This window comes from Nostoc sp. FACHB-280 (assembly GCF_014697615.1).
Lineage (GTDB): Bacteria > Cyanobacteriota > Cyanobacteriia > Cyanobacteriales > Nostocaceae > Nostoc_B.
In genome coordinates this window covers 63,070-82,047 of the sequence record NZ_JACJSD010000019.1, presented here as the reverse complement: position 1 = coordinate 82,047, position 18,978 = coordinate 63,070, and the positions used below count along the sequence as shown (strand labels likewise).

At 39.1% G+C, this 18,978-nt stretch carries 20 protein-coding genes; 9 read left to right on the top strand and 11 right to left on the bottom strand.

What is annotated here, in order from left to right; translation table 11 throughout:
- Positions 1 to 134 precede the first annotated feature (134 nt).
- The 5 genes from H6G75_RS15805 to H6G75_RS15785 all read right to left on the bottom strand — a co-directional run bounded on the left by H6G75_RS15805 (position 135) and on the right by H6G75_RS15785 (position 4,303).
- Positions 135 to 1,124, bottom strand: coding sequence for a glycosyltransferase (locus H6G75_RS15805; RefSeq protein WP_190980978.1), 990 nt, complete (start codon positions 1,122 to 1,124; stop codon positions 135 to 137).
- Between the two features lie 141 nt (positions 1,125 to 1,265).
- Complete coding sequence (locus H6G75_RS15800; RefSeq protein WP_190980977.1) at positions 1,266 to 1,868, bottom strand: FHA domain-containing protein; 603 nt, start codon at positions 1,866 to 1,868, stop codon at positions 1,266 to 1,268.
- Between the two features lie 3 nt (positions 1,869 to 1,871).
- Positions 1,872 to 2,549: a hypothetical protein gene (locus H6G75_RS15795; protein WP_190980976.1), complete on the bottom strand. Its 678-nt coding sequence runs from the start codon at positions 2,547 to 2,549 to the stop codon at positions 1,872 to 1,874.
- Between the two features lie 9 nt (positions 2,550 to 2,558).
- Entirely contained in the window at positions 2,559 to 3,152 is a 594-nt protein-coding gene (locus H6G75_RS15790; RefSeq protein ID WP_190980975.1) for a Uma2 family endonuclease, read from the bottom strand.
- 248 nt (positions 3,153 to 3,400) lie between these two features.
- On the bottom strand, positions 3,401 to 4,303 hold the full coding sequence (locus H6G75_RS15785) for a hypothetical protein (RefSeq protein ID WP_190980974.1): 903 nt from the start codon (positions 4,301 to 4,303) through the stop codon (positions 3,401 to 3,403).
- A 253-nt stretch (positions 4,304 to 4,556) separates the two neighbouring features.
- Here H6G75_RS15785 and H6G75_RS15780 point away from each other — a divergent pair, with 253 nt between their 5' ends.
- Positions 4,557 to 5,792 (top strand): glycosyltransferase family 4 protein, encoded by a 1,236-nt coding sequence (locus H6G75_RS15780; RefSeq protein WP_190980973.1) that lies wholly within the window; start codon positions 4,557 to 4,559, stop codon positions 5,790 to 5,792.
- 91 nt (positions 5,793 to 5,883) lie between these two features.
- Here H6G75_RS15780 and H6G75_RS15775 read toward each other — a convergent pair whose 3' ends face one another.
- Entirely contained in the window at positions 5,884 to 7,038 is a 1,155-nt protein-coding gene (locus H6G75_RS15775; RefSeq protein WP_190980972.1) for a glycosyltransferase, read from the bottom strand.
- Positions 7,039 to 7,192: 154 nt separating this feature from the next.
- Here H6G75_RS15775 and H6G75_RS15770 point away from each other — a divergent pair, with 154 nt between their 5' ends.
- The 3 genes from H6G75_RS15770 to H6G75_RS15760 all read left to right on the top strand — a co-directional run bounded on the left by H6G75_RS15770 (position 7,193) and on the right by H6G75_RS15760 (position 11,501).
- Positions 7,193 to 8,158, top strand: coding sequence for a DUF1822 family protein (locus H6G75_RS15770; protein ID WP_190980971.1), 966 nt, complete (start codon positions 7,193 to 7,195; stop codon positions 8,156 to 8,158).
- Between the two features lie 83 nt (positions 8,159 to 8,241).
- The gene (locus tag H6G75_RS15765; protein ID WP_190980970.1) at positions 8,242 to 10,605 is read left to right on the top strand and encodes a CHASE2 domain-containing protein; all 2,364 of its coding nucleotides are present in this window, start codon (positions 8,242 to 8,244) and stop codon (positions 10,603 to 10,605) included.
- 95 nt (positions 10,606 to 10,700) lie between these two features.
- Positions 10,701 to 11,501 (top strand): DUF928 domain-containing protein, encoded by an 801-nt coding sequence (locus tag H6G75_RS15760; protein ID WP_190980969.1) that lies wholly within the window; start codon positions 10,701 to 10,703, stop codon positions 11,499 to 11,501.
- Between the two features lie 120 nt (positions 11,502 to 11,621).
- On the opposite strand, the gene H6G75_RS15755 is transcribed toward H6G75_RS15760, so the two are convergent.
- From H6G75_RS15755 to H6G75_RS15745, 3 genes are all read right to left on the bottom strand, one after another.
- Positions 11,622 to 12,593 carry a GTP-binding protein gene (locus tag H6G75_RS15755; RefSeq protein ID WP_190980968.1) on the bottom strand — a complete coding sequence of 324 codons (972 nt, stop codon included), beginning with the start codon at positions 12,591 to 12,593 and terminating at the stop codon, positions 11,622 to 11,624.
- 200 nt (positions 12,594 to 12,793) lie between these two features.
- Positions 12,794 to 13,465, bottom strand: a complete 672-nt coding sequence (locus H6G75_RS15750; RefSeq protein ID WP_190980967.1) for an N-acetylmuramidase family protein — start codon at positions 13,463 to 13,465, stop codon at positions 12,794 to 12,796.
- Positions 13,466 to 13,959: 494 nt separating this feature from the next.
- Positions 13,960 to 14,553, bottom strand: a complete 594-nt coding sequence (locus H6G75_RS15745; RefSeq protein WP_190981019.1) for a Uma2 family endonuclease — start codon at positions 14,551 to 14,553, stop codon at positions 13,960 to 13,962.
- A gap of 90 nt (positions 14,554 to 14,643) precedes the next feature.
- Between H6G75_RS15745 and H6G75_RS15740 the strand changes: the two genes are divergently transcribed.
- The 3 genes from H6G75_RS15740 (at position 14,644) to H6G75_RS15730 (ending at position 16,004) form a co-directional block, all read left to right on the top strand.
- Positions 14,644 to 15,009, top strand: a complete 366-nt coding sequence (locus tag H6G75_RS15740) for a hypothetical protein (RefSeq protein WP_190980966.1) — start codon at positions 14,644 to 14,646, stop codon at positions 15,007 to 15,009.
- A gap of 95 nt (positions 15,010 to 15,104) precedes the next feature.
- The gene (locus H6G75_RS15735; RefSeq protein WP_190594683.1) at positions 15,105 to 15,455 is read left to right on the top strand and encodes a YtxH domain-containing protein; all 351 of its coding nucleotides are present in this window, start codon (positions 15,105 to 15,107) and stop codon (positions 15,453 to 15,455) included.
- A gap of 12 nt (positions 15,456 to 15,467) precedes the next feature.
- On the top strand, positions 15,468 to 16,004 hold the full coding sequence (locus tag H6G75_RS15730; RefSeq protein WP_190980965.1) for a hypothetical protein: 537 nt from the start codon (positions 15,468 to 15,470) through the stop codon (positions 16,002 to 16,004).
- Between the two features lie 270 nt (positions 16,005 to 16,274).
- Here the strand turns inward: H6G75_RS15730 and H6G75_RS15725 are convergent, their stop codons facing one another.
- Together H6G75_RS15725 and H6G75_RS15720 are read right to left on the bottom strand one after the other, a co-directional pair.
- Entirely contained in the window at positions 16,275 to 16,622 is a 348-nt protein-coding gene (locus tag H6G75_RS15725; RefSeq protein WP_190980964.1) for a hypothetical protein, read from the bottom strand.
- 174 nt (positions 16,623 to 16,796) lie between these two features.
- Positions 16,797 to 17,357 (bottom strand): DUF3611 family protein, encoded by a 561-nt coding sequence (locus H6G75_RS15720; protein ID WP_190968595.1) that lies wholly within the window; start codon positions 17,355 to 17,357, stop codon positions 16,797 to 16,799.
- Between the two features lie 455 nt (positions 17,358 to 17,812).
- On the opposite strand from H6G75_RS15720, the gene H6G75_RS15715 reads away from it, so the two are divergent.
- Both H6G75_RS15715 and H6G75_RS15710 read left to right on the top strand, forming a co-directional pair.
- Positions 17,813 to 18,160 carry a PadR family transcriptional regulator gene (locus tag H6G75_RS15715; protein ID WP_062298395.1) on the top strand — a complete coding sequence of 116 codons (348 nt, stop codon included), beginning with the start codon at positions 17,813 to 17,815 and terminating at the stop codon, positions 18,158 to 18,160.
- 52 nt (positions 18,161 to 18,212) lie between these two features.
- Positions 18,213 to 18,746, top strand: coding sequence for a cofactor assembly of complex C subunit B (locus H6G75_RS15710; protein ID WP_190980963.1), 534 nt, complete (start codon positions 18,213 to 18,215; stop codon positions 18,744 to 18,746).
- Positions 18,747 to 18,978 lie beyond the last annotated feature (232 nt).

Sequence of the window (18,978 nt, the reverse complement as noted above, 5' to 3'; positions counted from 1 at the left end):
TTTATCAATGTCCTAACCAACTTGGCTACTGCTATAGTGTTTGGCTATCTTTGAATCCACTGTTGTATCTAGTTATGGTGAACATTGCCATTGTTCAAAATAGCAGTTGATATCAAATTCAGTATGAACCGTGATTAATAACTTTGGATATGATTTGCTGCTTGTACAGCACCGTTAATATAACTTGGTCTAGAGAAATTGTTGGCTATTTCTAATTTGTTGAGAAGTATTTTGACGATGGCTATTGTTTCTGCTAAACTTCGCACACTGTAAACTTGATTAGCTCTTTTGGCTTGGCGATCGTACAATCTTTTAAAGGCAAATGCTACCAAAGGTACACCCACAGCCGCACATTCGTAAACTGTGTTGTATCCTGCACCCCCAACAACAACATCTGCGGCGGCTAGACATTCAATTCCTGGATGGTGTGATATCCATAAAGTTTCGGGAATATCTGCGGGACAATTAGCAGCTAAAATTCTGACTGCACAATGGGGGAAATTTTGCTGTAAAAGCAGAGTGAGTTGGGCAAAGAAAGACAATTCTGAAGCGTTCCCGGCTGCACAAACTAGAATTGTTTTGATATCTGGGTTAACTTTGAGAATATGCGATCGCACACTTATTTTATCCGGTAATTCTTCACAGTTGCGAATTAACCAAGGCGCTGTATATTCCACATTGGGTAAGTCAGCTAAGGGTAAATCTTGCCCTTCGCCGGGAACAATTACTGTATCGTAGTGCTGGGCGACAAAAGACCGCAAATTTTTAGCAGTAACATACTCTGGGTTGATATCTCGATGAATTAAAATGCGGGGTATGGCTTGCAACTGCGGTAAGATGTCTGCTAATTCACCGCCTAAGCCTCTAGGAAAAGTGTCTATAATTAGGCGATCGCATTGAGTATTCAAGATGATTTCTCGTATTTGCTGACAAGTTGCAGAAAAACCAGCCTGTTCAGAAATATAGTTTACTATGCAATTTTCATGATTGATGTTTAAGGCGTAGGGACTGTTAGTAATAATCGTAACTTTTCTATCTTTGGCGGCAATTCTCCCCAAAGCCAAAGCGCGATTTAAATGTCCCCAACCACCCCCAAGGGCGTAAATTAACCAAGTGTTTGTCAATTATCAATTGTTAATTGTCATTTGTCATTTGTCATTTGTCATTTGTTATTAACTAATAATTCCCTACTCCTTACTCCTTACTCCTTACTCCTTACTCCTTACTCCTTACTCCTTACTCCTTACTCCCCACTCCCTTCATATTCAACTTGCTCCCATATTGGTTTCAAAATCGCTATCTCTTTCTGTTTCAAAACTGACAGCATCGGCTTCGGTAAAGTCTACATTACCGGTTTCAGGGTCATAAGAATAGTTATCGCGGTCATGATAGTAACTACTACCCCAGTAACGGTAACTACCATATTCGGGATAATAGGCATAATCATCATCATAAGACGCATTACAATCAGGGCAGTTGGTTCTATCGGTGCGTCCACAACGGCGTTTAAATAAAAAGCCTACCATGCGATCGCACTCTCCTAGATTTGCAAAGTTGACGACAATTTCACAACTGCCAATTTGAATGCGATCGCCATTTTGCAGGATACCATTAGTTAACTGAGCATTGTTAATTTTGATAGAATTATTTGTATTTTGGTTAATAATTGTTAACTCTTGATTTTGCCAGTCAATTAAAGCATGGTAATCTGCAATTAAGTCATCCTCGATAACTATTCGAGAAACTCTTTGTGCATGAATTTGCTGTGGCATAGCATCAAATTGTTTACCAATAGCCACTGGAGTTTCTAAGAGTGGTTCTCTGCGATCGCCTGTATTTGGATCTATCCAAGTTAGCTGTATTTGCAAAGTCTATTGTCCTCCGGTTAAATTGACAGCATAAGCCAAAGCTGCTTGCTGTTCGCGGTTGAGAACATCAAACCCAAAACAAGCAAATGCAATTGGTGAAATGCTCGATTTAGTATAAAACACAGTTTTACCTGCTGGATTTCTTAAAGCAGTCTTACCTTCTTTAATTCTGACTTGATAAACTAGCTGTTTATTAGAGTTTAAAATTTCGATACCTTTATCATTTGATTTAATCTGATAAACTAATTTTTTTCCTGAATCTTCTAGGTTATAATCACCATTATTCTGCTTTATCAAACTATATAAATCTTGGTTTTGGCTGGAATTTTCTAACTTCCAAGAGCCTTTTTCTGTGACTACATAACCTAAAGTTTTATCAGCTGGATTTTTAAATTTTAATTTACCAGATTTTTCTGATTTAATTCTAGCTATTTCTTGTTCTTTTCCATCAACTAATTTAGCACCATCTGCTTGCGGCTTAAGTTCAAATAAATCTGTCCCAGTTTCGGTTTTAATTTTAATTTTATCAGTCTGTGTGGCTACATTAGTTGTATTTTCAGCCACAGGAGAACTATTTACTTGATTTGGCTGTTCTACAGTCTTGTTACTTGCATTGCTACAGCCTAAAATGGCGGTAATTAAAAAAACTAAAGTTGCAATTTTTAAAACTCTATTTTTCATAGATTTAGTTTAGCTTTCTTCATTGTTGTCAGCAAAATTAACTCGTTCATAAATATCACTCAATGCAATTTCAACATTAAGTGTTTGAATTGATAAAGTTGCTGATTGAGTTTCAGTCTCTGTAAATAACCATTGACCTTCAGCAGTTTTAACATACTGCATAACATGATAGTTATACTGGTCAATTAAAATATATTCCTTAAACTCAGGAATTGAGCGATAATAAGTAAATTTATCACCTTGGTCATAGTTTTTAGTTGATTTCGATAAAACTTCGGTAATTAAACAAGGGTTCATCACAGTAGTCGTATTTGTTCCTGTATACACAGGTTCTCCGTCAATTACCATCACATCTGGATAAGTATACTGGCGATATCGAGGAATCCATAAGCGGACATCACTGATATAGATTTCATAATCTTGACCTCTCAATATCATTTTTAGAAATACAGCTAAATTCAAAGCGATTTTATTATGATTAGTAGTACCACCAGTCATGGGAATAATTTCTCCATCACGATATTCATTCCTAAATTCTGCTTTCTCTTCCAGTTCTAAATATTCTTCAGGTGTGTAATGGTGTGGTTTGATTTCTAACTGCATATTTCACCTACTTTTAAGTTGGTTTAATCATTATCAGTCTATTGTAGTATCTTGATCACTATAGTATTTCTATTTGATATGTAAACAACAGAGACAAGGGAGACAAGGATGACATGGTAGACAAGGGAGAAAGATGTTTATAAATTATTTTAGGATTTTTTTACAGCGTTTTTCACTCCAATAAAGTACATTCATCTAGCCTCTAGCTCCTATAAACTTGTACTGTACTCAACTGAAAAATGCTGTACTTATTTAGACAAGGCCTTTGCTAGATTCAATACTTGATAAAGACTTAAAAACATTGCTGTAACTGTTTGATAAATTTCCTCTTGATTGTCAGCGACATTAGGTGCTATCCTGACGGCAAGCTGCATAGATTTATCTGTTAATCTTAAGTTTCGCAGATTAGATAATTTTGGTAATTTTAATGCTCCATCAATTTCATCGTTTAAAACTTTGATTGCGCCATAGCGACGCTGAGAATAGACCATATCTAAGTGAATATCTAATCCTCCAGACTTAATTTTTGATTTATATTTACTTTTACCACTGCTACCACGTTTCCATCCGTGTTGCTTTTTAGATAAAGAAGTAGCAGATAATTCAAAGCGAGTCTTGTCTAAAAACTGTCCTTCAATTTTCATCCATTCATGTTGATAATTATCTATTTGCCAACCAGGTTTACTAGGGTGGGGTGTTGTACTCGTTTGATGCTCGTTTTTTTCAGTTATTTTAAAAGATAGATGCAAATTAATGTTTGCATTGCTATCCATATCTCTCGCTAACATTTGTAAGATTCTTTGTGTAGACTGGTAGCGATAATTAATCACGTTGATTCTGCCAAATTTTGACCGCTTGAATAATGCCAAAATAAAAGCGATCGCCAGCCCAACAATTGCTAAAGTTAATAAGAGTATCAGCACACCTAATAATTGATCATTAGGTGTAATGATAGAGATGACAATTATGAAAATAACGGCAATTAATATTCCCCAAAAGTAATTTAATGCCTTTTTGCCATATTCCTTTTGTTTCAGTTCGGCGAGGTGATCAATCTCTGCTATCTCTTGCAAATCAGCAATTACTTGCTTAATTGATGCTTGCGCTGTATAAGTCAAGTTTTGCCGGAATTGTTTTACATCAATAGGCATAATTATTTACAACTAAAGCAGCTTGAATAAAATTTATTTGGTTTTTATTAAAAAAAGTAATTTTTAAATTAATTTCAATATTTTGCAATATTTTTTAATAAATTATACTTTGGTTTTGCCTTGATGATAATCAATTATTAAAATACAGCAATTGTATCTTGTATTGGAAGTATGTGTAAGGTTGGTATTTACTACTATATTCTAGGTTAATTGAAAGTTTAGCTAAAAATGCCCACCTGTTATCTATAAATTTATGAAGCAATCAAAAATAGCTTATATTTCCTTTGATACTGTACCCGCACCAAAAGGAGCAGCAATTCATATTACAGCTTTTGCTCAAACTTTAGGAACTGCTTTTAATGGCATCCAGTTAGTAACAGTTTCACCAACCAGACAATGTATAGATAGTCAAGAGATTTATCCGCAAGTTACACACACAGCTTTAGCTGCTTGCGGCGATAATTTGATTCAGCGAATTTTGAATTTTCGTTATTTATTAAAAATATGGTTACAAGATAAGCAATTTCAAGTTATACATATACGGTCAATTTATGAAGGTTTGGTGATTGCACAAAACAAACATCGATATTATCAAAAATTAATTTTTGAAGTGAATGGTTTACCTTCTATAGAGCTAAAATATCGCTACCCAAATGTTGTTGCTGATCATGAGCTTTTACATAAGTTATATACTCAAGAGCAAATTTGTCTAGCAGCAGCAGATTTAATTATCACACCCAGTAGTATTACCTCGCAATATTTACAAAGTCGAGGTATATCAGTTAATAAAATTAGAGTAATTCCTAATGGGGTAGATTTGGATGTATTTACCTACTCTAGAAAAAGCCAAAATTTAAACCAAAAATCTCTCAATCTAATATATTTTGGTACTTTGTCACCGTGGCAAGGTGTAAATTTAGCAATTGAAGCTTTAGCTTTAATCAACCGCGAGATTCCTGTTTATTTAACTGTAATTGGACAAGCCAAAAATGACCAAATTAAAAATTTAAAACAAATGGCTGTGAAATTAGGAGTTGCTGAACAGGTTAAAATATTAGAACCAATATCACAGAAAAAATTGGTTGAATATATCCATAATGCTGATGTGATTTTGGCACCTTTAACACCAAACGATCGCAACTTAATTCAAGGCTGCTGTCCACTGAAGATTTTAGAAGGAATGGCAACAGGTACACCTGTAATTGCTAGTGATTTACCAGTAGTGCGAGAACTAGGCGAAGATGGCATACATTTTTTGTTAGTTAAACCCAGTTCCGCCAAAGCTATTAAAGATGCAGTCTGTCGCTTGCAAAGTGAACCAGAATTAGCAACTTATCTCGCTGCTAATGCTAGAGGGCGAATAGAACAATACTATACTTGGCAACTTGCAGGTGAGGCTTTAATTAAGGCTTATACTGAGTTGGGGATTGAGGAAGGAGACAAGGGGGACAAGGTAGACAAGGTAGACAGTTTGCATTTTGATTTTTGACTTTTAACTTAAAAGCTTCTAACTAGGGCAGCATTAAAATATAGAAGAATCACTTTTTACACCCTTACACCCTTACACCCTTACACCCTCTTCACCCTGAGTTTTTTAAAAGACGGTCAAGAACAATTTGCAGGCGCTGTTGTTCTTGAGGGATAGAATATTCTTTGAGGATGCGATCGCGTGCAGCTTGAGTAATTTGAGATTTGATGGCGCTGGGCATTGTCAAACATTCTAAAACAGCTTCACCTAATTTATGCAGTTGCGATCGCGGCACAATAAAACCATCTTCACCATGTGTAATTACTTCAGCAATACCACCCGCATCACTAGCAATACAGCAACAACCACAAGCCATTGCTTCTAAAAGTGCATTTGGCATTCCTTCCCACAGTGAAGGCTGGAGATATACATCACACAATTGTAAATGCGCCGCCACTGCTTGGGTATCAGGTAAATGTCCCGTCACAATAATTCTTTGTGCATGTTCTGGGTGTTGAGTTGCATAAACTTGCAACACAGATTCCTGAGAAGCCCGCACTTCACCGATAATCAATAAACAAGCTGGACGCTGATTTCGTACCGTTGTTAAAGCATTTAATAAAAATTGCTGTCCTTTCTTCTCCCGCAATTCTCCACAAAACCCCAATACTACTTCTTCTGGCGCAATTCCTAAAGATTCCCTACTAATTATCGACTTAGGCGCAAAAATTTCTGTATCTACAGCATTTTTCAACACCAACACATCATCTCTCCTACTCAATAGCTGAATTTTGCGCGACATATCAGCACTCACAGCCGTAATGACTTGAGTTTGTTGCAATGTCCACTGCAAACGGGCAAAATCACCAGGGGGAAACATTTCTTTATCAATATCATTACCACGGGCGCTAACAGTACTGGGTATTCCTTGCATTCCCCCAAACCAAGTTGCTAAAAAACCGCTTGGAAATACATAATGCCCCCACACTGCATCATAATGCCAACCAGAATGCAACCATTCCAGCACATTTAAAGTATGGGGCATAGTCATATCCCAATTCCGGTATAACCCAATACGATAAACACGGGATTTGCCATTTATACTTTCCGGTGGTAGAACTTCCCCCGGTTGCAGATAACGACTCCAGGTGACAACATCAACTGCTACACCCAACTGACAAAGCGTCTCCACTAACCTTGTTGCACTCCTAGCCAAACCCCCCACATCAGGGGCAAATCTTTCTGTAATTAATAGCAACCGCTTCATAAAAAATTTATATATCTTGGCATTGCAATAGCACAAATTTATAAATACACAAAAATATCAGGATATTTCTTTTATTTCTTGATTTTGTGGCATAAATTTATTGAGCCTGGGCGATAGATATTACAGCACAGTCCTGAACACTAGGTATAACATTATGACTCGAACCACCCAGAGAGTAGATGATCTAGGCATCACGTTGCCTATCACTCAAGCCGCTTGTAAGATGGCTGAAAGATTTGCCCATCAACAACCAAACTCTGCCAAAGCCGAACAAGTACGATTAAATACATTGGCTGTCTGGGTGGTGAATGAGTATTTTCAATTAATGGAAATTCCCACCAACCTCAACGTTGGCGATAGTTGGAACCCAATTATGCAGTTATGTAGTAACGTAGCTGACTTAGAAATCACCTCTGTCGGTCGTTTAGAATGTCGCCCAGTCAAATTAAACGAACAAGCTTGTTTCATTCCGCCCGAAACTTGGGAAGACAGAGTAGGTTATGTGGTGGTGCAAGTAGATGAATCACTCCATGAAGCCCATATACTAGGGTTTATGCGGAGTGTGAATGATGAATTTTTACCATTGCATCAACTACAACCTCTAGAAGCATTAATTGACCGTATCGCCCAACTACAAGCTTCTCCAGCTAAAGCTTTAGTAAATTTAAGTCAATGGTTTATCGGTCAAGTGGATGCAGGTTGGCAAACAGTGGAAGCTTTACGAGAATTGTTAGATTCTAGACCTAATTATGCTTTTCGTGGTAGTGTAACTACGGAAGAATCATCTGCTAACCAACGCTCACAAACCACCAAACGAGCAAAACTGATTGATCTGGGTATTCAAATAGCTCATCAACCCTTGATGTTGATTGTCGAAATTAGCCCAGAAGAAAATCAAACTAGTATCCGTTTGCAATTGCACCCCACAGCTAATCGAGTTTATTTGCCAGAAGGTGTAAAACTCACTGTATTAGATGAGTCAGGCGCAGTATTTTTAGAAGCCCAAGCCCGAAGTGCGGATAATTACATTCAATTGCAATTTCGGGGAGATATTCAAGAACAATTTAGCGTCGAAATTTCGTTAGATGATATGAGTGTTAGAGAACAATTTATTATTTGAGAAAATATGAGGTTCGGAGAGGTTAGAGACTAGAAAATCCGCACTCAGCACTTTGCTATAGAATCTAAAATTTTTTATTGGTCATGGCTAAGTTAGTGGTTTTGAAATTTGGAGACGTTAGTTTTAACCAAGGGTTTGCTGTGACGCTTCAGATTGGTGAAGAAAGCGATCGCCCAACCACAGAAATCACTGGTAGACTGCCACCATGCCCAGAAATGCCGCTATACTACACCCGTTGGCAATCAAGTTATCGTCAAATTGGTAATACCTTTCGCTTAGATGCTGAAAAAATTCAAGTCACAAATGTTTCTATTACCCAAAGTTGCCAAGATTTAGCCCATGTTTTACAAGCACGTTTTAATACTTGGTTGCGTTCTGAAGAATTTCGGCCACTGCGGGAAAAATGGCTAGAAAAACTCCTGCCTACAGATGAAGTACGGGTAATTTTACAAACAGATAATAGTCAATTGCAGAGATTACCTTGGCATCTGTGGGAATTACTGGAACGATATCCTAAAGCAGAAATCGCGATCGCTTCCCCAACCTACGACAGCATCCCCCAACTCCGCACGCAAAACCAAAAAGTTAAAATTTTAGCCATCGTTGGTAACAGTCAAGGCATTGACACCCAAGCAGATTTAGCCATTTTACAACAATGTCAAAATGCCGATATCACCTTTTTAGTAGAACCACAGCGTCAAGAATTAAACGATTTTCTCTGGCGGCAAAATTGGGATATTTTATTCTTTGCCGGACACAGTTCTAGTCAGGGAAATGATGCCACCGGGCGAATTTATTTAAACAAAACCGATAGCTTCAGCATTCACGAGTTAAGATATGCCCTCAAACAAGCCATTGAACGCGGCTTACATTTAGCAATTTTTAACTCCTGTGATGGTTTAGGACTAGCGCGAGAATTAGCTGATCTGCATATTCCCCAAATGGTGATTATGCGCGAACCTGTCCCCGACCAAGTAGCCCAAGAATTTTTGAAATATTTTTTAACAAGTTTTGCCGGGGGCGAATCTTTATACCAAGCAGTTCGTCAAGCCAGGGAACGTTTGCAAGGCTTAGAAGATAGATTTCCCTGTGCGACATGGCTACCAGTAATTTGTCAAAATCCCGCCCAAATTCCCCTAACTTGGCAACAGCTTACACCCACAATTAAACCAATTCCAATTTCACATCAATACCCCAAATTGCACTGGAAATTAGGTATAGCCTCTAGTGTCGTTATGACATTAGCAATTTTGGGGCTGCGGTTTTTCGGAGTTTTCCAAAGTGCAGAACTCCAAGCTTACGATCAAATGATGCGATCGCGCCCCGATGAAGGCCCAGATCAGCGACTATTAATTGTAACTATTGACGACGCTGATTTAGTCAACCAACGTCGTAGCGGTCAGGTGTTGAAGGGAACTTCTTTATCTGATCAATCACTTAATGCCCTACTAATCAAATTACAAGAATACCAACCGCGAGCGATCGGCTTAGATATTTATCGTGATTTTCCCGCCGAACTCCCAGAATTAGCTCAAAGGTTGCAAAAAACTGATAATTTAATTGGTGTGTGTAAAGGTAGTGATTCAACTGTCATGACCAAAGGCATTGAACCACCACCAGAAATTCCCAAAAATCGGCAAGGATTCAGCGACTTTCTGCATGATCCCGATGGAGTGGTGCGTCGCCATTTAATGTTTTTTACCCCAGAAACAGCATCTCTGTGTTCAGCTGACTATGCTTTCAGCACACAATTGGCATTTCGTTATCTTTTACCCTTGGGAATTGAACCAAAATTCACCCCCCAAAGAAATTTACAGTTAGGTAATACCATTTTTCCCCGTTTATCGTCTCGTAGTGGCGGCTATCAAGGCATTGATGCCAATAGCGGTCAAACCTTACTCAACTATCGCGCTACCAAGAAAATTGCCGAAACCGTCACACTCACCCAAATTTTATCGAGTCCGATGAACTCTAACGCCATCAAAGACCGAATTATTTTAATCGGTGTGACAGCTAGAGGTGACTTTCCTGATTATTGGGCGACACCATTCAGCAGCAGATTAGACTCACAAATGCCCGGAGTTATCGTTCAGGCACACATGATTAGCCAAATTATTAGTGCCGTCTTAAATCAGCGACCATTGCTGACGGTGTGGCCTTTTGGATGGGAAATACTTTGGATTTGGGGCTGGTCTGTGGTTGGTGGCTTGTTAGTTTGGCGATGGCGGCAGTTACCCCTGTTGGCATTAGCCTTGGGTATTACCTCTGGCTTACTTTATTTACTGTGTCTTGGTTTATTAATCTGGGGTGTATGGGTGCCGTTTGTGCCTTCAGCTTGGTTGTTGGTAGGAACAACAACTACTATTGCCATCCAAAATTGCCCATCGAAGTTTTGGCAAAAATTTAAGAAGGCAGGAGTTGAAAGGCAGCAGGCAGAAGGCCGATAAAAGAGTTAAAAACATGAACAATTAACCGCCCGAAACAGTAGTCTACAGAGATAAAATCAACTGTCTCAGCCTCACACAACTGGAGTTTAGAACTGATGAAAATATTACTCGGATTAACTCTAGGCTACGTAGGTGTTTTAGCCAGCCAAACCCTAGCAATAGCAGCAACCCCAAAGCCAATGGCAACACCAATACCAATGGCTAGTTACAACATGAAAACCGTATCCCAAACAGTAAATTTTAATCCACCTAAACCACCAGCAGATCCACCGCCAGGAGGTCGGGTATTGGGTGGTGCAAAACGCGGTTCTTGTCCCCAAGTCCAACAAGATTTGACGGCTTTAGTACCTTATACAAAAGAACCATCTTCAATTACCAATGTTTGGTCATTAACTACATCACCACACCCAACATTTTGGTTTTATGTGCCGTATTCCCAAAAAGATAATCTTCCCGCTAAGTTTGTCCTGCAAGAAGATCAGCCGCAATCAAAGGAATTGTATAACCAACCAATAGCACTGCCAAAAAATCCCGGAATCATTAGTGTGACTCTACCTGCTAATGCTCCCAAATTAGCTGTTAATCAACGATATCGTTGGTTTTTGACTTTTGCTTGTGAGACTAAAGAAACATCACCTCCTATTTTTGTGGAAGGAGTAGTTAAACGAGTTAACCTCAGTCAAGCAACTATCAAGGAACTGCAAACAGCCACACTTTTACAACAATTTGCTATCTATGCTCAAAATGGTATTTGGCATGAAGCCATCACAATACTAGCCACCCTCAGACAAGAAAATCCTCAAGATTCAGCCTTGAACACACAATGGCAAGATTTGTTAGCCAGCATCCGTTTAGGTAATGTTGCCACAGAGCCAATTTTGTCAGATAAGCATTAAATAAGGGTGTAAGGGTTTAGGGGTGTAAAGGCGTAGGGTGTAGGGGTGTAAGGGTTTAGGGTTCTGAGTCATGTACACTGAGCGAAGTCGAAGTGTACATGACTCAGCATTCAGCACTTTCTACACTAGACAAGCCAAAAAATCTTGTTTGAGTTTAGCTTCATCTAAATTCCGACCGATGAAAACTAACTCGTTTTTTCGTGTTTCAGTGGGTTTCCAAGGTCTGTCGGGTCTACCATCAAATATCATGTGTACGCCTTGAAACACAAAGCGATTGTCTTCCCCCGCAATATTTAAAATGCCCTTCATCCGAAAAATATCAGGGCCTTGAGTTTGTAATAATTTACTCATCCAAGCGTGTAGTTTCTCACCATCGAGTGCGCCTGCTGCTACTAACGCCACAGAATAAACGCTTTCATCATGTTCGTGGGCATCTTCGCCTAAAAAATTCGGGTCAATTTCTAAGGCGCGATTCAAATCAAAAGCTTGCACACCCAATAAGGAATCCATTGCTAATTCTGAGTTACGGGTGCGATAGATTTTGGCGATCGCATTCATCCCCCGAATCCGCTTTTCTAATTCTTCTAACTCTTCTGCGGCAACTAAATCGGTTTTATTAAGTAAAATAACATCCGCAAACGCAATTTGTTCTTGAGCTTCATCAGCTTCCCAATGTTGCCAAATATGCTTGGCATCCACCACTGTCACCACCGCATCTAAAGACAGTTTCGCCTGCATATCTTCATCGACAAAGAATGTCTGAATTACTGGTGCCGGATCAGCCAAACCAGTAGTTTCAATTACTAAATGGTCAAACTTATCACGTCGCTTCATCAAATTACCGATGATGCGAATTAAATCACCACGGACTGTACAACAAATACAGCCATTATTCATCTCAAATATTTCTTCATCGGCATCAATAACTAATTGATTATCAATGCCCACTTCGCCAAATTCATTCACAATCACAGCCACTTTTTTACCATGTTCATAAGTGAGAATGTGATTGAGTAAAGTTGTTTTGCCTGCACCCAAATAGCCAGTCAAAACAGTTACGGGAACTGTATCTGTTATTACATCAGCCACCATATCATCAAAACCTCTGGTCTCGCTTGCATGATAATCTTACTCATAATAAGCGGTTTTATATTTTTGTGCTAAGTAACAAACAATTTATATTTTCCATAAATTAACAACTATCTTGAGCCAGATTTCAAGCAAATCAGGGTTTGGCAGAGGGTGAAAGAGTGTCAATCAACACCTACACCCCTTCAACCCTCCCAACTTTTCTATAGAGCTTTTTTGTAAGCTGCTTCCAACTTGGTATGATAGTTATTCTTTTTATAACCAGGGCCATTGTAACCCCTAGCAAAACCATCCCAATCTTTTCGCTTTAGTTCATCTAGCAGATTATTATTCACAATAAAATTCATCATATGTCGGGCTTGCCAGTACTCTCCAGCAAAGTTTTCTTCAATAAACTGCTGAATCGAAGCACAACCCGCAGCAGTATAATTAAACCCCATCACTTGCCCCAATCCAAAAGATGCGCTTTTTAAAGCCTGAATTTCATCAAATGTCATTGCATCTAATAATCTTTCCCACTCGCCAGAACCACCTTTATATTTACTTTTATCCCAACTAGGATAAGACAAATCAGGACGGCTTTTAGAGACAGGTTTAGGAGTTAATTTATAGAACCAATGCCCTTCAAACAAAATTTTTGGGCGTGCTGGAGATGGTTCTTTCAATAAAAATCCAGAACCATTAGATTCAACTTCCATCACAGCTTTAACCAAGGCTACTTCTAATCCAAATTCATTGCTTAAATCTTTATAATCTGATTCAGATAATGCTGTTTGAACATATCTTGAAGGAATAATACAAATAGATTTCCTACCATCTGGATAAGTAATTAAGGGAAAAGCATATTTTATGTCGGTGCTTACTGGTTTTATCATTCTTCAATCCATTTGATTAAATCAAAAACTTACAGCAATTTTCACCGTTAAGAAGTACAAAAAAATAGACATAGTGTCTCTATGCCCCTATTGAGATGTACTTGACGCAATGGAGAACTGCTGAATGAAGAGTATCTTCTATAAAATACTTTCAGACCAATTCTCTAGAAATATGCAGGAAATAGGTTAAAAATTTATGAAAACTGTTAATGTTCATCAAGCGACAACGCACATTTGACGTTTTGGAGTACTACTAAAAATGCGATCGCAATTCCTCCGAAAATTCTCGCTGAGTTGAGTTGGTGAATTGCTAACGGATATCTTTTGTATCTTCTGATTTAGAAAGTTAAAGATGTAAGACTAATTGCGGAGGAAACCACTAGATATTCCGATTCTCGTTTTGGAGAGCAAGGTTCACTGAGAACATCTTTAAGTCTTGTTACAGAAGAACTCAGAAGTCAGAATCAATTAGTGGTGGATTCACCCGCCACTAATTAAGGATTTAGGATTGTAGTTAAAGATAAGATAAATCCTGGTAATACATCTTCACCAGACAATGCAGGTGGTTGTTCCACAGCAAAATTAATCACTTCCACCTCCACCCCAGGGCGATAAATTTCTACTAAAGGTGTGAAAGGGTCAATCAACCAACCTAAACGCGCACCATTATCTCGATACTCCAGCATCTTATCTCGCAATTTTTTGAGAGAATCAGTTTGGGAGCGCAATTCAATGACAAAATCAGGGCAAATGGGTGGAAAGCGTCTTTTTTGTTCAGGGGTTAGTGTATCCCAGTTTTCTTGCTTCACCCAAGAAACATCCGGCGAACGATACGCACCATTTGGTAAGCGAAACTCTGTAGAAGAGTCAAATACTTTTCCCAGCTTTGCTTGTTCATTCCAAATGTAAAGTTTAGCTGTCAACCCTGAATTTCTAATACCGCTTTCGCCGCCAGTTGGTGGCATAATAATTAATTCTCCTTCGGCAGTGAGTTCGATGCGCCATTCATCATTGGCTAGACATATTTGATAAAACTGCTCGTCTGTCAAACCTACTGCGGGTGGTATGTTGAGGGTGAGAGGTTCCATCGGTATTTTGCCCATCAGATTAATTTTATTATCTGCGATCGCAACTTCTCCCACACCCAAACATCAATCAAATTCTGACGTATGTAAACAATGGTTACAGTAGTAGTCGTTATTAATACTCTCATCTCCCTATTGCTTTTCTACGTAGCTTGGCAAATCTGGCAAATTAAGGGAAGAATCGCCTGGATAACTGATAGGTTAACCACATATGAACAATGTAGCCAGAATCTCCTGTCCCAAGCACCCCAAAATCTGGATATCAGTCAGCAAAATATCCGCAACCTGCGACTGGGAAATCAATCTCTACAATCCCAACTTCAGCAAGTGCGGCAAATTGTGAGTCTGCTATTGTTAGGACAGCGACTAAGTAAACGCTATATTCGCCAATCTCATTCTTTCGGGCAAACAAAGACAGTTACCAAAACCAGAATAAACAACAGCAACCTTCCTCGTTGATCAATTGTCAAGATAAATTAACTCGATAAAATCATTCTGGTTATACAAGGGGAAACAAGCCACCTAAAATAAGTGTAAGGAGAGAAATAACTCAGATGTCTAATAACCGTTCTGGAGTCTTTATTGGCGGTATGATGCTAGGAGCAACCATCGGTGCTTTAACCGGTTTGCTAATTGCTCCGCGCACAGGACGCGAAACCCGTAAACTTTTGAAAAAGTCTGCTGATGCCATCCCAGAATTAGCGGAAGATTTATCAACAAGTGTACAAATTCAGGCAGATCGTCTGTCTGCTAACGCATTACGTAACTGGGATGAAACTTTAGATAGACTAAAAGAAGCGATCGCAGCTGGCATTGATGCTAGTCAGCGCGAAAGTCAAGTTTTGCATCGGCAAACAACAGAAGAAGACTCAGATTCAATTCCCCAGCCTTTGGAACGCTCATAGATAGCATAAGCCGTGATAGACCCCCTATTTTGGTTGGGACTTTCCCTACTCTTAGTCGCCGCCAGCCTAACTGCTGTTTTAGTAGCGGCAATACCCGCATTGCAAGAAGTAGCACGCGCCGCCCGCAGTGCTGAAAAGTTTTTTGATACTCTTTCGCGGGAGTTACCACCTACTTTAAATTCTATCCGCACCACTGGTATCGAAATCACTGACTTAACTAATGATGTCAGTGAAGGTGTCAAAAGTGCTAGTCAAGTCGTTCAACAAGTTGACCAAAGCATTGATGGTGCAAAAAAACAAGCCCAAAATCTTCAAGTTGGGACTCGTAGCTTTGTAGTGGGTATAAAAACTGCCTGGAAAACCTTTGTGCGACAGAAATCCTCTAAGCGTACAGTAGAACGTTTGCCCATTACCGAAAAGCAACAACTCACATCACGAGAACGAGAAACTTTACGCCAGGAAAATCGCCGCACCAAAGCCGAAGCCTATCGTTCTAATAATGTTTCTAATTGGGATAATCATCCCGAAGATGAAGACTATCTTTCTTAAGTTGAGATCAACAGAGTTAATAGAGCCTAGAGGCTAGAGGCTAGAAAAATGTACCTCATTCAGATGAAATATGCTGTAAACAAAATTCCCTATGAAGTTATAGCAGTAGCCAAGTTGGTTAGGACATCGATAAATAATAAAACTTAGACACCACAAAGCTTTTAACCCTGTCACCTGTCACCTATTACCTGTCCCCTGCTATAACTCCCAAAAACTGATCAATAAAATTGTCACCTGTAACCTGTAACCTATCACCTCTCACCTGCTATATCAATTTTTAGAGTCTGTAGTTATAGTTGTGGAATTAGTTTGAGCCAAAACAGTATCGTGACCAGCTTGGCCGTTACTGTCAGTAGCCGTAAACGTTCTAGTATTAATTGTCATCTCCTCTTTATCATCTTTATTCTGTCCAGGTGAAGGCAACCAGTATGCTAATACACTAGTCACCCCACCCCAGTAGAGTGCTGTATTCTGATCACTACTTGGTTTCGACACCAACTGAAAAATACAAAGTCCTAACACCATAGTGCTAAAAGCAACTTGTACACCAAATCTCCAAGCATTCTGATCAAAATTTTGTCTTGGTTGATTTCTCCTGGGGTCAAATGAATTTGCCATAATATCCTCAAAAAATACATTTCATCCTGAGTAAGCTTTAATACTACTTATAAGTAGTAAGTTTTTTTAGAACTATATGCTAAGTTACAAACTTGTGTAAGTTGGTTTCGGAAAAGTTAAAAATAAACTTTTGCTTACTAACAGGACAATATGAAATCAGCCAAGAAGATCCGATTAGGGGCGGTTGATGCGATTGATTAGCCACAGCGATGCCACTAATCCAGCAAAGTGGGCGGAAACGGTGTTAGTGTTTGCCTGAACTACCAGCATATCTAGACCGCTAATAATCCGCGTTGGATCAAAAAATTGTGTAGTGATGGCTTGGGGAGAAATTGACCTAGCTACCAAAGTCCCAACGATCGCCTGCGCTCCTAAAAGTGTGACCAAAGTCCCAATCAAATTTATCCACAAGCCTAAGCGTAATACTTGTACAGTTTCACTTTTGCGGGGGCGGTTACTGGGATTTGAAGATTCCAGTTGTCTCCCAATTCTGGTGTAGCGAAAAGCAATATAAATACCCGCACCTAAAACAATTAATCCACAGACCGCCAAAAATACACCAAACCCCGTCCCCGGATTATTACTAGGGCTACCGGCTCTTTGGGAGAAAATAGCAAACAATAACACAATGATGCTGGAAACAACCCCCAGCACTAGCTGAATCCAAAAACTAATCCAACCTATGAGACGGAATGTTTGAGCGATCGCTCGCAGGGCATCGGAATTTTGCGACATACTAATCACCAATATACTTGGCACTTGCTAGATTTACTATCACACTTACCAGATGACCTATAAATAGCTCAAGTAGAACTTCGTCATGAAAGAAAATTTACAGACAAAATCGCATTTTACTTGTAAAATTTCTTCGATGGCATTTTATGCTTATGCAGTTCTAATCGGCTCGGCATCATTTGACACCAATTACAGTGGCTATGCCTCTGTCTTTCTTGCTCCTCACCACACTGCCTAGAGCTTAAATAGGAGAGTAAGTCTTACGCTCCTTAGAGTTTCGCTTGTATCCCATGACTTTATCTGCGTGGGGCATATTTGTTTTACTTTTTTTACGTTGACGCTTTGACAATCCTGCCTAGTGTCTCTGTATGAATGCTTACTTTTAGTAGTACTACATACGTAACACAAGGATCATAAACCCCACACTAGGGCATTTTTTTAGCCATTCACCAACCATGAAACTTGAGGATATATATCAATTCTTTGAGAATCCTCCGCCAACTTACCTCTGTCAGGAACTAGCAATTTGTTACATACTGTCTGTCTTACTGCAAGGTGAATCCTACGGCACCGAGTTAATTCAACGTTTAGAAACTGAATATCCAACCTATCGGCTTTCAGATACCGTGCTTTATAGTGCGATTAAATTTCTGGAAGACGAAAGGGCAATCAATGGGTATTGGAAAAAACTCGAAGGACGAGGAAGACCTAGGCGAATGTACCAAGTTTCTCCAGAATGGCAAGTTCAAGCACAGGATTTAACACGTCTTTGGCAAGAGTACATCAACGGGAGGACAAATTAACTAATAATTAATAATGAATAAATCTCCTCCTGTCAAACAGTAACAATCAGTTATGGATACTGCTATTCTGCCATCTACGTTTCTGCTCACCTTATTGTTATTAGTTGGGTTGTTTTTCTTTATTCGTGCTGCTACCAAAGACCGCACAGAAACGGCTCAACTAATATCTGAGCAGGAAGAAGCTGTATTAATGCCCCAATTACAGGATTACTTCCGTTCACGGTCTTACCGAGTGGCAGCGGTAGACCGAGATCAAAATCAAGTCACTTTTGAGGGTTTTGTCCAACCCAGCTTATTTTTAGCGATTTTTTTAACCCTACTTGCAACTGTAGGTTTAATTTGTTTATCTTTTGTTTTGTCACTGCTTCTGCCCAACATTAGCAGTTTTTTTCTGGGAATAATTCTGTTAGCACCTTTGAGTGGTGTATTTTATTGGAAAAAAGCCGGAAGAACCGAGAAAGTCTTGCTTCATCTGCAAAAAGCTAATCAAGATGAACCAAACTCTCCAGGCAAGATCACTGTAACTGCCCATCGAGATGAACTGATTGAGTTACAGAAGGCACTCAACTTAAAGCTGAGTGATTAAATTTTATTTTTTAAGCTGCTTCTAGTAATTCAGCAAGAAGAAATAAACAATAGGGAGTGGGAAAGAGGATGGTTGGGATGTAAATTCTCTCTGTAACGAAAAGTCTTAGAGAAAAACGTATCTTGTAACGTAGCTCTCAAAAGCCAAGTAAAAATCTACTCTCGCTTTTGGATGCTTTGTATCACTCTTTCTCACTCCCTGATGTGTATTAGTTGATAATTCAACTCACACA